The organism is Rubidibacter lacunae KORDI 51-2, assembly GCF_000473895.1.
GTDB classification, from domain to species: Bacteria; Cyanobacteriota; Cyanobacteriia; order Cyanobacteriales; family Rubidibacteraceae; genus Rubidibacter; species Rubidibacter lacunae.
This window is the reverse complement of sequence record NZ_ASSJ01000076.1, coordinates 45,478-60,153: the sequence shown is the minus strand read 5'-3', so window position 1 is coordinate 60,153 and position 14,676 is coordinate 45,478. Positions and strand designations below refer to the sequence as shown.

14 protein-coding genes are annotated in these 14,676 nt (G+C 55.0%); 9 read left to right on the top strand and 5 right to left on the bottom strand.

Translation table 11 applies throughout. From position 1 onward, the window contains the following. Positions 1 to 119: 119 nt before the first annotated feature. Positions 120 to 311, top strand: coding sequence for a hypothetical protein (locus KR51_RS13365; RefSeq protein WP_022608566.1), 192 nt, complete (start codon positions 120 to 122; stop codon positions 309 to 311). Positions 312 to 911: 600 nt separating this feature from the next. Here KR51_RS13365 and KR51_RS13360 read toward each other — a convergent pair. Beyond that, the gene (locus KR51_RS13360; RefSeq protein ID WP_022608565.1) at positions 912 to 2,231 is read right to left on the bottom strand and encodes a cytochrome P450; all 1,320 of its coding nucleotides are present in this window, start codon (positions 2,229 to 2,231) and stop codon (positions 912 to 914) included. 227 nt (positions 2,232 to 2,458) lie between these two features. On the opposite strand from KR51_RS13360, the gene KR51_RS13355 reads away from it, so the two are divergent. Further along, complete coding sequence (locus KR51_RS13355) at positions 2,459 to 2,767, top strand: hypothetical protein (protein WP_022608563.1); 309 nt, start codon at positions 2,459 to 2,461, stop codon at positions 2,765 to 2,767. Positions 2,768 to 2,789: 22 nt separating this feature from the next. On the opposite strand, the gene KR51_RS13350 is transcribed toward KR51_RS13355, so the two are convergent. After that, positions 2,790 to 3,452 carry a DUF2442 domain-containing protein gene (locus tag KR51_RS13350; protein WP_022608561.1) on the bottom strand — a complete coding sequence of 221 codons (663 nt, stop codon included), beginning with the start codon at positions 3,450 to 3,452 and terminating at the stop codon, positions 2,790 to 2,792. Between the two features lie 444 nt (positions 3,453 to 3,896). Between KR51_RS13350 and KR51_RS13345 the strand changes: the two genes are divergently transcribed. From KR51_RS13345 to KR51_RS18920, 3 genes are all read left to right on the top strand, one after another. Beyond that, positions 3,897 to 4,781: a hypothetical protein gene (locus tag KR51_RS13345; protein ID WP_022608560.1), complete on the top strand. Its 885-nt coding sequence runs from the start codon at positions 3,897 to 3,899 to the stop codon at positions 4,779 to 4,781. Positions 4,782 to 4,914: 133 nt separating this feature from the next. After that, on the top strand, positions 4,915 to 6,123 hold the full coding sequence (locus KR51_RS17645) for a pentapeptide repeat-containing protein (protein ID WP_022608559.1): 1,209 nt from the start codon (positions 4,915 to 4,917) through the stop codon (positions 6,121 to 6,123). Positions 6,124 to 6,221: 98 nt separating this feature from the next. After that, the gene (locus KR51_RS18920) at positions 6,222 to 7,139 is read left to right on the top strand and encodes a pentapeptide repeat-containing protein (protein ID WP_022608558.1); all 918 of its coding nucleotides are present in this window, start codon (positions 6,222 to 6,224) and stop codon (positions 7,137 to 7,139) included. A gap of 96 nt (positions 7,140 to 7,235) precedes the next feature. Here the strand turns inward: KR51_RS18920 and KR51_RS21340 are convergent, their stop codons facing one another. Beyond that, a complete protein-coding gene (locus tag KR51_RS21340; RefSeq protein ID WP_022608557.1) occupies positions 7,236 to 7,925 on the bottom strand; it encodes a DUF4326 domain-containing protein in 690 nt (229 codons plus the stop codon). Positions 7,926 to 8,632: 707 nt separating this feature from the next. Here KR51_RS21340 and KR51_RS13320 point away from each other — a divergent pair. The 3 genes from KR51_RS13320 to KR51_RS13310 all read left to right on the top strand — a co-directional run bounded on the left by KR51_RS13320 (position 8,633) and on the right by KR51_RS13310 (position 11,877). Beyond that, positions 8,633 to 9,763 (top strand): DUF389 domain-containing protein, encoded by a 1,131-nt coding sequence (locus KR51_RS13320; RefSeq protein WP_022608555.1) that lies wholly within the window; start codon positions 8,633 to 8,635, stop codon positions 9,761 to 9,763. 618 nt (positions 9,764 to 10,381) lie between these two features. Beyond that, positions 10,382 to 11,254: a 6-pyruvoyl trahydropterin synthase family protein gene (locus KR51_RS13315; protein ID WP_022608553.1), complete on the top strand. Its 873-nt coding sequence runs from the start codon at positions 10,382 to 10,384 to the stop codon at positions 11,252 to 11,254. A gap of 176 nt (positions 11,255 to 11,430) precedes the next feature. After that, positions 11,431 to 11,877, top strand: coding sequence for a CAAD domain-containing protein (locus tag KR51_RS13310; RefSeq protein WP_022608552.1), 447 nt, complete (start codon positions 11,431 to 11,433; stop codon positions 11,875 to 11,877). 222 nt (positions 11,878 to 12,099) lie between these two features. Here the strand turns inward: KR51_RS13310 and KR51_RS13305 are convergent, their stop codons facing one another. Continuing rightward, positions 12,100 to 13,005 carry a DUF4434 domain-containing protein gene (locus KR51_RS13305; protein ID WP_022608550.1) on the bottom strand — a complete coding sequence of 302 codons (906 nt, stop codon included), beginning with the start codon at positions 13,003 to 13,005 and terminating at the stop codon, positions 12,100 to 12,102. Between the two features lie 336 nt (positions 13,006 to 13,341). Between KR51_RS13305 and KR51_RS13300 the strand changes: the two genes are divergently transcribed. Next, positions 13,342 to 13,983, top strand: coding sequence for a YdcF family protein (locus KR51_RS13300; protein WP_022608548.1), 642 nt, complete (start codon positions 13,342 to 13,344; stop codon positions 13,981 to 13,983). Positions 13,984 to 14,192: 209 nt separating this feature from the next. Here the strand turns inward: KR51_RS13300 and KR51_RS20310 are convergent, their stop codons facing one another. Then, complete coding sequence (locus KR51_RS20310) at positions 14,193 to 14,594, bottom strand: DDE-type integrase/transposase/recombinase (protein ID WP_198016788.1); 402 nt, start codon at positions 14,592 to 14,594, stop codon at positions 14,193 to 14,195. Positions 14,595 to 14,676 lie beyond the last annotated feature (82 nt).

Sequence of the window (14,676 nt, the reverse complement as noted above, 5' to 3'; positions counted from 1 at the left end):
TTGGGCGCTCCCAACGGGAGAAAGTTCGCTGGTGCGATCGCCGCCGATTTACCTGGCATCAGAATGGTGCGATAAGGGTAAGCTGTTGGGAGAAATTCCACATTTTGGGAGGCTGTGGTATGTCGGAAGCATATGACAACATGCAGGAGCAGTACGGCGTCGCGCTCTTTCAAGCGGCCGAACTCGCCTCTCAGATCGTTCAAGCTTATTTGGTAGAGCAGTCTCAACGTCCGCTTTCCGATCGCAGAAGCGAGGTTCCGACTGACATCGACGTCGCCTTGCGTTTGCTCGCGATCGTCCAGGGACAGTAGTGGCACTAAACGGCTGTGAATGCAGAGCACTCCGGCACGCGTGCCTCCAAACTCGGTTCTGCCGGGGTCGCTCTGTTTCGTGCTCCAGCGATCGCTGGCAATCGAGTTCTCGCAGGATGATGATGCGCGACTGCTCGATGCCGTAAGGTAACGAGCTCGAACGCTAGCTTCCAGCAAACGTATGCTTCTCGCAGGTCCTCCCGAGCAAGCTGCTGCTGACCGACTGCCCCGCGCACTGTCCCGCGATTGGCGTAGGCAATAACAAAGTCGGCTTCCAGATCGATCGCACGGTCGAAGTTCGCAAGCGGGTCTAAATGGTTGCCTACTTAGGCGCGAGCACTGCCGCAAATGAAGTAAATTTGTACTTACCTATCTGCAAGCCTCAATGGGACTTGACTTTGGTTTTTGTGTTGAGTCAACTTCCCCACTCATCCACTGATACTTTGCATACAGCGCGGACACGATCGCCCCTTACATCCCCACTTGTTAGATGATTCAGTGCCTAAACTGCGATCGGACATGTCCTGTGGGTTGCTCCGCCGCAGGTCACCAGAATTATAGGAAAATTAGTGGCTGACCAAACACCAAGAGATAGCGTCATCATTGCTTCTCGCCACGCTGCCGGAAACGCACCTTCAAGCCATTCTTTGGCTTTGGAACTGGTAAGGTCGTCATGGTGAAATCTTGGCGTGGAAGCTCCCACTCATAATGTGCTAAGGCTTTTGAACAGAGCACTCTCATCTCCAATCGGGCATACTCCCTGCCCAAACACTCGCGCATGCCTCCTCCGAAGGGAATAAAATCTGTAGGGGGTGAACTCAAAAAACGTTCGGGTTGGAAAGCGTTGGGATCGTTTTCAATTCCAAGATGAGTAGCATCGATCGACCAAATTACAATCCATCCCTCAGGAATCTGATAACCTGCGATTTCGCATTCTTTAATGACGCGGACAAAGCCTGCGGCAATTGGCGGATAAAGTCGCAAAACTTCATTGAAGGTGGCTTCTAAATAGACCATCCTATCAATCGTGTCAGCCCTAGGCAGTTGCGCCCTTGCAAGTTCATCCTGCTCGGCACGCAGCTTCTGTTCGACATTTGAGTGTTGCCCAACCAATAAGAAGAAAGACGTCAGTGCAGAAGTCATCGTCCCGAAGCCTGCACCTAGGATATTCAACAAAATGTCAACTATAGCTCGATCTGAAAGTTCACAACCATTTTCATCGCGAGACTGAATCAAGATACTCAGAATATCAACTCCAAAATCATCCTCAAGACGGCGTCGATCGATTTCCTGCCTGATAAAATCGAAAAGTTTTTGACGGGCTTGAAAAGCTTTTGCTGCGCGCCCACCAGGAAAAATTGGACCAAATGAAAACAATCCAGCAAACCAGGTCTTCAGCAATTTGCCAACTTCAGACTGACTTGCATTATCAATCCCGGCAAATAATTTCCATGCTAGGTCGAGTGAGAACGAACTCAGCTCGTCATACATGACTATATCTCGACGTTCAGCCCATAGTCTTAGATAGCGGCTAGCCGTTTCTTCAATGTATTTGCGATAACTATCGAGAGCCCGCGGTCGGAATGACCGGGACAGTATCTTTCGACGGTGAGCTAGTGCAGTCCCAGTTGAGTTGGCAAGAGAGTGCTCTCCGAATAACTTTCGGGTATTCTCGGGCAAAGAGTTTTGAAAATAATGCCCCTCATTGCGCAGCACAAAGAGACACTCTTCCAAGCCACGTACGAATACGGTAGGTGTTTTAAAAATCCGAGTCCGAAACACATTTCCATATTTTCGGTGTCGCGCAATTGTAAAATTCCTATCGCCAAAAACCTGAAGCGCCTCACCAATCAACGGAAGGCCATTCTGCCCGGGAGGTAGAGGCTTCTCTTCGATACGGGGATCGATTGCACTTGACATTTTTAGTTTAAATGACTGGTGTCACATCTAATGTGGGCAACAATGCACTCACGTAGCTCTTTTTGATATTTGATGAGGTGTGAGAGCAACCAAAAAGCTTGAGGCGATAACTGCAGTTCTACCCTCAGCGAGGGTATCCTATCACAGCCTCAACGAAATTGTTACGGCCGGGGAGCTCGAAAGCGATCGCTTATTCCTGAGCGAAATATGCTGGCGAAAGGCAAGTGGTGAAAGTAGCAAAGTACGCGATCGCGGGTAACTCGATCGTCAACAACTTACCCCAGACCGCTGCCGTGGTGCAGCCTAAGGCGGAATCGCTCCTAAAAGTCCTGAAGTGCGGGAGCGATCGCACATCAGATCCTGAGCTGGAGTGGTTCCCTTGCAGTGATGCTGGCGGTGGGCCAGTTGAAGACGCGATCGCTGCTAGTTGTGGTGACGATGACCGTGGGGCTGGTGCTGTGGCGGTGGCGCTATATGGGGTGATGGTGCTGGGTGGGGTAGCGATCGTGTTCGGGCTGCGGAGACCGGGTGCGTAATAAACTATCTCGAGCTAACTTTCTACTCTTCGCGTGCATTCGGTTGCGGCGGTCTCCCTCCTTTCTTCCCATTGCTTCTCGCAGCTCGAGCTTTAGCACTTGACTTCGACGCCCCGCCCCGCTTGCCCAGCTCAGACATCCATTGACGCATTCCAAAAAAGCCTTGTATCAGGTGAGGAATGCTCAGGTCAACGTCAAGGGTCTCCCACTGCAACCCCGTTCCCAGGGGAGTAACCCTTACCTTCGCAAGCTGCTGAGGAGACGCCTTTGCAAGCCCCTGTCCCAGCTGGCGTGGAAATCCGAACTCAGTGCCATTGTCGAAACACACGACGACCATATCTCTCGGTTCGTCATACCAAGCCTCTACAGCCCGCGGTTCGGCAGACGCCTCAGTTACCATCTTTGCGCGGGACAGCTTATCCAGCATCTGCGCTTCTTCAAAGGGTGCACTAGACATGTATCTCCCTCCACCGCTCGAGCAACTGACTCTGGTTTGCTTCATGAGCCTGAGTGCTCTGAGCGCGTTCTTATTGTCCATCTGGACATCCAGAGGTTCCGGCCCGTCTTCGAGGCTAGAGATATCAACCCTCATCTCCATGCCTGCCTTGTAAACGTGAACGTGGGCTGGCTCGTGGTCGTTTGGGTACACGCGAACTTTAAACCCATCCTTACGAAGAATTTGCACGTTCCTTCACCAGTGGGTACACCATAACCTAACTGCTTGGGTTTTAACGATCGACAATACAAGAGCCCATAATCGTAATTTTTTAATTCGAGAGGGGGGAAGCCAAACAGGACGGGGTGTTCGCCTATTTCCGGTTAGCAGGCGATCGCTTCTTGTTGCGAATAACCCGCGATCGCTCTCAGTAGTACAAGCAAAAGTAGTACGAAAACGCAAAATTCTGAAACCCCAGCAACGCAAAAATCCAAAATTTCAGCAACGCAAAATTCTAAAATGCCAAATTTTTGCGTTGCTGAAACGCCAGAAATGCCAATTCCGAGCTCAAACGAGTCGAACCACCCTACACCAGTTTTAAGTTGACTGCCAGTTACTCAACGCGGAGATCGCTCGCCACCTGCGCGATCGCGTCCTATCTGGCACACTGGGAGCGATCGCGTTAAGCAATCTATGTCGCGCCAACCCCACGACGACCTCGCCAAACAGTTCCTCGCCGACCTCCTCGAACCCCTCGGTCGCGCCACCTCCAGCTTCGACGTCTTCGACGAGACCCGCCAGGTCGATGTCTTTTTCGTCCCGGCTTCCCCCTCAACAGACGCGCCGTCGTTGTTGGGCTTATTCGGTCGCATCGGCACCGTACCCTGTGCCCTCGAAATCTTCCGGAACGCCCCCGAAGACAGCGACATCGAAGACAGCCTGAATAAGCTCTACGGTCTCCGTGCCGACCAGCGCCGACGGTCCGATCGCGGTGAGGATACGCCCGCAGAACTGCCCCAGCTCTGGGTACTCTCGCCCACCCTTTCGGATGCCTTTCGCGATCGCTTCAGCGCGACGGCTCGACCCAACTGGCTACCGGGCATCTACGCCGGACCCGAGGGCTACCGCATCAACCTCATCGCCATCCACCAGCTCCCGGTAACGCCAGAAACCTTGATGTTGCGCGAGCTGGGTCGCGGGCGAGTGCAGCGTGCGGCGATCGAGGAGGTTCGCGCGCTACCGGGGTCGCCGACCGTGGCGCGGGTGCTGGAGCTGCTTGAGAACTGGCGCTACACCATCGAGGTCCGGCAAAATAGAAACCAGGACGACGAGGAAGTGCTCATGAACTTGTCACCCGCATACTTACGATGGCGTGAAGAGACCAGACAAGAGGCGCGCCAGGAGAACGCGCGGGCAAGCGCCGAGAATCTCATGCAGCTACGTTACGGCACCCTCGACGACGAATTGGCTCGGGCGGCTACCGCGATCGCGCAGTTTCCAGAGACCGAACAAGCGCGAGCCTTACTAGCGATCGCTACTCAAACACGCGACGAGTTCTTAGCCCGCTTCGGACGTTAAGCACACTTGCTAGAAACAAGCACTGCTGCCGCACGCTGTCTGTGGTGGAGTCAAACGGGCGATCGCTACTGCACGCGCGTGCCCCCCTCTTCTGGTAGGGTGACGGCAATGTTGCAGTGGGTGAGTTTGGTCTGTGGCGGAAACGAAAAGCAAGGAAGAACCCCTTGGCGGGCAGGGGCTTCGGGAAACCTTGGAAGCGCAGCGGAAGCAAGTTGCCGTGGAGCACCACCAGGCAACCGGAAAGCTCGTGTACCTGCAGTGGGGAGCGGACGGAAAACCGGAAGACTCAGGAGATCGTTATTGGCTAGAGGTTGAGGAACAAATATCCCAGAAACATTTCTGCCGCCGGTTCTTCTTCGACAGCCTTTCATTCACAAAGGGTTTCTGCCGCTGGTTCTTCTTCGATTTCCTTCCAGTTTCGTTGATTTATGAACGTTTAGTGCATGCTAGAAAGAGTGGATTCGCGTTGTGGCTGCTGGGAATTCACTTTGCCGCCTTTGGCTTGGCACTCAGTCGTTACGAGGCTCGTCGGGACGCAGTTGAAACGCGCTTAACGGTTATCACAGCTCAACTTGCTACTGACTCTAGACTGACAACCATCGAGAGAGCCGTGCAGCTACAAAGGGACCATCGAATCCCACTGGATCCAAACAATGTGCAGGAGTTCTGGCGAGTCTATATCTCTCTTTTTGGGGAAGAGCAGCAGAACAAAGAAATTATTTATGAAATCGGGGGACTGATCGCAGCAGAAGCTGTTAGTGAAGTTGGGCTAAAAAGAGCCAACCTGGCGGAAGCCAAGCTGGCTTTTGCCAACCTGGAGGGAGCCGACCTGGTTTTTGCCGACCTGGAGAAAGCTAGCCTGGTGGGAGCCAACCTGGCTTTTGCCAACCTGGAGGCAGCCAACCTGAAGGAAGCCAACCTGAAGGAAGCTAGCCTGGTGGGAGCCAACCTGGAGGACGCCTTTCTGGTTTTTACCGACCTGGAGAAAGCTAGCCTGGTGAGAACCAACCTGGAGGAAGCTGACCTGGTTTTTGCCAACCTGGAGGATGCCAACCTGGTGGGAGCCAACCTGGTGGGAGCCAACCTGGTGGGAGCCAACCTGGTGGGAGCCAATCTTAAGGGAGCCAATCTTAAGGGAGCCAACCTGTTGAGAGCCAACCTGTTGGGAGCCAATCCGAGGGGAGCTAACCAGGGGGAATCAGAGCTGCGGGCACCCAACCTAAGCGAAGCCGCCCACCTCTGCCACACCCACCTCCCCTCGGGCATAGTTTCCTTCAGAGACTGCCCAGACCAGGCACCAGATGGGCACAAGGAACCACTGCCCTATGACAAGAGCCCATAACTGTCATTATCAGTATTACCAGTGACCCCCCCGATCGCCAAAGCACGCAGACCCCTCCTCTGGTAGGCTGGCGGGGATGTCGGGGAGAGGAACAGTAAGTGAGCTGGCGAGATAGCGGACCGGACAAGCTCGACGACTTTTGGAACTGGATAAAGAACCCACACAACCGTAGCTTGGCCGATCGGTGGAAGGATTCTGCTGCAGCTAAGCGCCACCGCGCGACCGAAAAGCTTGCCTATCAGTTGTGGGAGGCAGACGGTAAGCCGGAGGATTGCGGCCATCGCTATTGGCTTGAGGCTGAGAAACAAATAGTCCAGAAGGATGTTCGCCGCTGGTTTTTCTTCGATTTCCTTCCGGTCGGGTTGATTTATGACCGGTTAGTGCACGCCAGAAAGAGTGGATTCCTGTTGTGGCTGCTGGGAATCCACTTTGCTGCCTACAGTTTGGCACTCAGTCGTTACGAGGCTCGTCGGGACGCAGTTGAAACGCGCTTAACGGTTATCACAGCCCAACTTGCAACCAACTCTAGGCTGACGGCTATCGAGAGAGCCGTGCGGCTACAAAGGGACCATCAAATCCCACTGGATCCAAACAATGTCCTGGAATTCTGGCGAGTCTATTTCTCTCTTTTTGGTAAAGAGCGGCAGAACGAAGAAATCATTGATGAAGTCCGGGAACTGATCGCAACAGAAGCTCGCTCTGGAGCCAACCTGGGGGGAGCCAACCTGGTGGGAGCCAACCTGGAGGGAGCCAACCTGGTGGGAGCCTTCTTGTGGGCAGCCAACCTGGAGGGAGCCAACCTGGTGGGAGCCAACCTGGAGGGAGCCAACCTGGAGAGAGCCAACCTGGAGGGAGCCAACCTGGAGGGAGCCAACCTGGTGGGAGTCAACCTGGAGGGAGCCAACCTGGTGGGAGCCAACCTGGTGGGAGACACTCTAGGTAAAGCCAGTAACCTCTGTTTCATCTCCGGTTACCCGGGCGCAATTTTCCGCGGATGTAGACCAGAAGTCAGATGAGCACGAGGAACCACTGCCCTGCGACAAGAGCTCATAGCAACAATTAGCGGGATTAGCCCCCCCTATGCCTGGCGAGGTGTCAATCGCGCGATCGCATCAAGCGGACACCCGCCGAGATCGAGGAGATGACTGTTGGCGTTTTCCCCTCCGAACCAGGGGGCGATCGTCGGAGTGTTGAGCGATCCATTCCAGGCAGCCAACAATTACATCTGCGTGGCATCTGCGGTCTTCTCCAGGCAGTTTGCAATGGCAATTCAACTGCAGGCGATCGCCCGCCCGCAGGCGATCGAGCAAGCCTAGCAAGGCGTAGACCACTTTTTCGGAGGTCGGTTGCTTCCAACTTGGCGCAAGGTACGGATAGCCAGTTTCCAAGATCTCGTCACATGCAAATTCTTTGTCGTGCACGATCGCGATCGGAGCGACTACCTCGTGCCCCCGGCCTCGAATCGCCGCACGCAGCAGCGACTTAAGCCAGATCCGGTAGCACTCGACAGACCTTTGGCGCAACCGCTCATCGCCCTGGAGATCGAAGGGATTGCCCAGATCTGACCGGCGATGACAACGCCTAGGGTCGCAAGAACCTGCCGCACGCTTTGCCTCCCGCTGCCAATGCTTTTGCTCTCTGCAATCGCCCAGCGCAGCCTTGGTTGCAGCACTAATGTACTGAATTCGTGTTCCAAGGATTCCCTGCTGGCGGTGAGACAGTTTGTAAAAATCTTGCACTCGGGCGATCGGGGGTCCTGTTCGGGCAACATTCCGGGGGTGGGAACACCCCGAGCTGTTCATAAATAAAGAGATTCAAGCTAGGGGCTGCGGTGGTGGTCGAAACGGGGCTGCAATATGTGGAGCAGTTCGGCACAGCAGCCGGGGTGGCAGCGTTCATCAAAGCGGCTGGCAAGAGCTGCAGTTCTCGCACGGTCGAGAATTGGGCAGCTAAGGGGCAAGTCGAGCACGGCAGGCAGGGGTGCGGGCTGATTGGCACTCTTAAGGAGGCGATCGCCCAGTTGGTGACAACACATGAGGGACAAAAGAGCCCGTCAGCCCCAAAGCGGGTCATAAACCGCGCGCCTTTCAACACAAGAACCTCGATGCGCCAGCAGATCAATTGCGTCGACTCAGGTAGCTATTGAACATGCTTTCCCGAAAAACTCGACGTACCGCCCTCGCTCGCGACGAGGATGGAGACTCCACGCATCAGGGAATCTCGGCGGCGCGAACGCTAGGCTTGCCCTTGCCAAGATTTCCCCGAACGGGGGCGGGCCGATCGCGTGAGGCAGAGTATTGTTGGGGTATAGCGCGATCGCCACCTCGGTAGCCCGAACAACTGATTCGTAAACTCCACCGAAGTCCGCAGATAGTAAGGGAGCTTCTGAGGTTTGGACGTCGCCTAAGCTCACTCAGAAGCTCAGAGCTTGCAGGCGATCCAGTCCCTTAGGGTTTACTTTACGAACTAGCTTTATCCCGACGGCTCCGGATCCGTTCGAGAGCGACCCATGTTCAAGCAAATTGTCGTCTGGCTCCAACGAATCAAGCTCTTGCTGCACCAGCATCTAAACCAGTATCGTCAAGAGATATCCGCCGCGATCGACCGCGCCCGCCCGCTTGTCTGGAGCGTAGTACCCCACGTAGTCCCCCAACCCACAACCCATCCCAAAGGCTGGTTGCATCTGCATCACGAACTGATGCGAGATGCGAGTTGGTCGTTAGAGTACGTCGTCACGATTCTCAGCTCCAGTCTGATCGCAACCTTTGGTTTGATTTCTAACAGCACCGCCGTCATCATTGGGGCAATGCTGATCGCACCGCTAATGACGCCGCTTAGGGCTCTTGCGTTCGGCGCTCTTGAAGGCGATCCGCGCTTGTTTTACAAGGCTGCCGTTGCAACGCTCGGCGGCACGGCTCTCGGTTTTTTTGTGGCATACGGCACCGGCGAGCTGCTCGACGTCCAGGAGTTTGGCTCGGAGGTCCTGTCGCGCACGCAGCCAAATTTGGTGGACTTAGGCATCGCGCTAGCTGCCGGTGGGGTCAGCGGCTTTGCAAAATTACGCCCGCAGGTCAGTGACACACTGGCCGGCACCGCGATCGCCGTGGCGCTGATGCCGCCACTCTGCGTGGCCGGATTGACTCTTTCCCAGGATCTCTGGGCATTCGGTCGCGGGTCGATATTGCTGTACGCGACCAACCTGCTAGGCATCGTGTTGGTGTGCATGATCGTGTTCGTCCTTTCCGGATACGCCCGCCTTACCAACGCATTCTGGTGGACGCTGGCACTAACACTGCTCCTTTTTACGCCGTTGGGAACGAGTTTCGCTCGCCTTCTCAAACAAGATCGACTGGAAAACGCGATCGCCGAGACGCTAGTCCGCCGCACGGTCACGATCGGACAGCCCGAGGTAGAGTTGCTGCGGACGCGGGCGGATTGGACTGCCAATCCGCCGCTCGTCTATCTCAGCGTGCAATCGGCGGTGGAAATTACGCCCAAGCAAGTTCGCCTAGTCCAGGAGTTTGTCAGCAGTGAAATCGATACCGACTTACGTCTGATTTTCCTCGTCAGCGAGACAGAGGAAATCACCGCGGAAGGCGAAGAAGAGTTACGAAAAAAGGACCCACCGGCAATTGAATAACGGCTGCTTGGAAGTTATCGCAAACCCGACGCTAGCACGACACCACTTTGAGCGGCCTCTCCGAGTTACCGTGACGGACATATTCAAGAGCTAGGTGCGGCGAAAATGAAGCTCCTCAAAAGTATGGAAGACGCATAGTACAGGGGCTTGGCCAACCGAGCGGAGAATTCGCACCGAGCAACGCGAGTGAGGGAAAGTCGGCTGGGTCGGTTTAAATCTCAAGATCGTGCCCCGGCTTCCGGTCAACGTCGAACCGATACGAGGACTTTTCCACCTTCATCAGCACAAACTGAGCGCAGGATAATATTGGGAGGTCGCGAGTCATATGCAAAAGCTGGCGGGATTGGATATGAATGAACGCGGCTGCGTAGTCAACGGACTGAGGCATTCATCCGATAAAATTGCGGCGGTTTTCTGAAGCATGCTGTTAAGTTGACATTGCCCCAGCGATCTTTAGGTCGAGATATCTACCCTTAGAAGTAGTAGGAAAGGTTGCGGAAGACAAACGCCGCCCCCGTCGTTTATCCTGAGGGTGCGCGTTTACCGAACTTTACATGCGCAGCGCGCCACGTGCCATCCGGATAAAGCGCCCGTTAGGGTGCCCAGTAGAAGTACCCGATGAAGTGCATTATCAACCGCCGCGCTCAATTCTTTGCCAGTCACCGCTACTGGTTGCCCGAGCTGAGCGATGACGAAAATCGAGCGAAGTTCGGGACGGGCAGCCGCTTCCCCGGTCACGGTCACAATTACGTTCTCTACGTCTCCCTAGCCGGCGACATCGATGGCTGTGGCATGGTTATGAACCTGTCCGCCGTCAAAGCCGCGATCGCCGAACACGTTACTCGACAGCTCGATAATACCTACCTGAATACGGTCTGGCCGGAGTTTCAAGCCGCCTTACCCACCACCGAGAACATCGCGTACGCTATCTGGCAGCGACTCGTGCCGCACTTGCCGCTTACGGCAGTGCGCCTTTACGAACATCCCGAGCTCTGGGTCGATTACCGAGGCAACGACATGCAAGTTTCCCTCACGCACAAAACCCACTTCAGCGCCGCCCATCGTCTCGCCCGCTCCGACTTCAGCGAGGCTGAAAACTACGCCACCTATGGCAAGTGCGCCCGCCCAAACGGTCACGGCCACAACTACCACTTGGCGGTCACCGTGACCGGCGATATGGACCCACGCACGGGTATGTCCGTCGACCTGGGCGCGCTGATTCAGGCGATCGACGATCGCGTTACCGAGCCGCTCGATCACACCTTCTTGAACCTGGACATTCCTTACTTTTCCGAGGTCGTGCCGACTGCTGAGAATATCGCTCTCTACATCGCCCGCCTGCTGATGGCCCCCGCGCGGGACTTAGGCGTTACCCTCGAAACCATCGAACTGATCGAAAGTCCCAATAACTCCTGTACCATTCACTGCCGCCAGCTTGCCCCCGAACTTGCCTTGAGCGAAGCACCAGAGCCGCGTTTCGCCGTCCATTAAGCGCGATCGCGATCGCCGTACCGAACTGCGTTTTAGGTGTCGTTGGAAAATCCTTCGCGCCAGCCACTGAAGGTTCTGAGGCTTCTGATAATATAGGCAGAAAGCTGGCCGACCTCTAAAGAGGGCTAGCATCCGGCATATTAAGATGTCTCGACTTAGAAAAGGATAGGTCAAGCATGGTGGATCCCAACGTTCAAGCTGCGGCGCAGGAGTTCGAAGAACAAAAACCCGCATTCGCAAATGCAGATGTGGGCGGCATGCTCACCTCCCCAAGTGCATCGGCCCCCTCCACCGATCAACCTTGGAAGGTATATGCAGAGACGACGAAAGATATATTAGGCAACCTGCGCGGTTATGTCGTCGAGTTCTTCGTCGAGTTTCGCGAGCCTCTCGTCACGCTGCTACTTATCTTGCTGGCAGCAGTGGCGGTTGTCATGACTCGGGCGCTGCTTGGGGCGCTTAACAGTTTCCCATTGCTCTCCCCGCTCTTCGAGCTGATCGGCTTCGGTTACAGTGTCTGGTTTGGATTCCGCTACCTTTGGAAGCAAGACACCCGCCAAGAGTTGTGGGCAAATCTCGGCAAGCTTGTTGATGAAACGTTCGGAAGCAGTGCTGCATCCTAGAACCGCAAACTGCCGTGCGGTTCGCGATGCTCCGAATGAAAATGAGCGAATGCCAGTAACGTAATATCACTAATCGCGATAGAGTTCTAACTCTCTCGCGATTTTATTGCTGCTTGTTATTTTTTGTAATTTTTTATCAACGTCGAAACCGATCTCGATACGCTCGGGCGAAGCGGTTGCACGTTTACAAGTGTTGAAGATCTCGCTTCAAGATCTGTCCGATTAAAGCTGCAGCCACTCACGGTAGCGCTGGTAAAGTTGATGCGCGGCGGGGTATGCAGAGTTCGGACTGAGAAAGTGGGAGAACTCAAAGGTTACGAGTTTATTGATGCCCGCGCGATCGCCTTGTTCGAGTTTGTAACGCAGCTTGCGAAAGTCGATCGGGGGAAACTTGATAGGCATATCGCGATCGAAACTTTCGACATTACTCCAGGATTGCAGCCCGTACCGACGGGCGAGGTTGCAGTTGGCTTCTAGGTAGTGGGGCAGCTCGGCAAGCGGCACGTTGCCGTCTTGGAACGCAACGATATCGACCAGTCCCTCGATACGGGCAAATACCGATTCCCATTCCTGGATGTGGCGCTCGAGGGAAATCGCTTCGGTCCCGAACTGCTTGATGCCTTTGATATATGGCGAGATCAGAATGGGGACGTCGCACAATCCGCACAGGTGTCGCGACAGATCTTCGTAGACGTGCATAACGTTATTGTCGTAAGTATTAATTTCGTGGCAGAAGTACCAGCCGCCAAATGCCTTGCGATCGCCATAACGTTCGTAGAACTCGTCGCAGAAGGCTTTGTTGATCTCGATTTCCTCCCGATACTGGCCGCTGTGCCAGTAATGCCCGGAATCGTAAGTTCCGAAGAAGAAACGCATGTTGCAACGTTCGGCTTCGGTGAGAAACAAATCCACTAAGTCGGTGTAGACAGGCAGAATGCCGACGCGATCGCTTAGCACTTCAGAGGCGAAGGTTGCCTGGTGTTTATAGCCCGCGCGAATAAGAATCACCGTATCGATACCGATCGCCTGCATGGCATCGAAATCCCGCGCCCACTCTTTCGCACCCCAGTTCTGGGCCGGGATGTCGTGAGTGATTTCGTCGATAAACGTACCGGTGATATGCAGCATGAAAACCTTGTGGCAAGCGCTCCAGATACGGATACCTTACCGCTCTAGAGGCAATTGCCAACTGCAGCCCTTGCCCCGGCGCTGATGAAACTACTCACTTACTGTGACTGCAGCATAATTAACAGTCGGCAACAGTTCCAACAATTGCGGCGTCTGCGGAGGGAGCAGCATGCGCTTCGGTCGGTACAACTCGCTGCAGTGCCGTGGCGATCGCGATAAACTCGGGCAGAGGTAAAAGCGCTTGGCGGGCGACGCCTTACGAGAGGATTGCCAGCATTACGTTCGACGATCGATGAGCATGGTTTAGGAGTGTGCGGGCGAGCGCGCCAAAAAACGATGAAACGATACCTTAAACGCTATCATTTGGTGCTGTTCGTAGCGCTCGTTTTGGCAATTGCCGGGTGGCGCTGTCGCTCTGTCATGCTCGTTCCAAAGGCCGTTCTCGTCCTAGGTGGTGCCGAGGAGCGAGAACGCTACGCCGCCCAGCTGGCTAAGCAATATCCCGAACTGCCGGTGTGGGTATCATCTGGCAGCCCCGCATGGTATGCCGAGCTAATTTTTAGCAACGCCGGTGTCGCGCGCGATCGCTTGCACTTAGACTACCGAGCGGTCGATACCGTCACCAATTTCACGACCCTCGTCGGCGACTTGCAAGCCAGCGGTGTCGACAGCGTCTACCTTGTTACCTCCAAACATCACATGCCGCGCGCACGTCTGGTTGGCGAAATTGTTTTAGGCAGTCGCGGTATCGCTGTCAAGCCGATTGTCGTACCATCGGTTAATCCGCCAGCCGAACCTCCACCTAAAACCCTGCGCGACACCGGCCGAGCCTTGTTCTGGCTGACCACCGGTCGAACGTGTGCCGCTGGTGATGTTCACCATACAAGCACAAGCAATCCCTCCGGTGGGCATTGTCAACTTAACGGTGTGCTTCAGAAAATCGACACTAATTATCGCGGGGAAGCATCGGATCGTTGACTACGCCACCCCGTTCATTCCTGTCAATTCCCGCCAACTTTCACATCGCTGGCTTATGACCTCCCAATATCTGCTCGCTCAGTTTGTGCTGACTGAGTGGAAATGTCCTCGTTTCGGTTCGAAGGTCAACCGGAAGGCCCTGGTCAACCGGAAGGCCCTGGGTTTGACTTGGAGATTTGAACCAACCCATTCGCCTTTCCCCACTCGCGTTACTCGGTGAAAGTTCTCCGCGCGGTCGATCGAGCCCTCGTGCTATTACCCCCCCCTTTAAGCAGCTTCTTTTTCGAAGCACCGCAGCTCTTGAGTTTGTCCGTGACGATAGCTCGGGGAGGACACTCCTGGGGCTTGAGGGTTTTGCGCAAGAAATTGTCGGCGGCTGCCTCGTCTTGTCGTCTCTGCATCAGAATGTCGATGACCCGACCGCGCCGGTCGACAGCTCGCCAGAGATAGTACGACTTGCCGTTGATTTTGATGAGGTCTTCGCCAAGAAGCCACCGATCGCAGGTCTGGGGCAACGGCGGCGAATTTTTGTTAGCCTCTGCTTCGGCAAACTTTCGGCACCACTTCCGAATCGACTCGTAGGCGACCTGGATGCCGCGGTCGACCATCATCTTCTCCATGTCACAGAAACTGAGGGGGAAGGAATCCGACGAGCCAAACTCAGTTGGAGATGATTTCTGCGTGGAAGTGCTA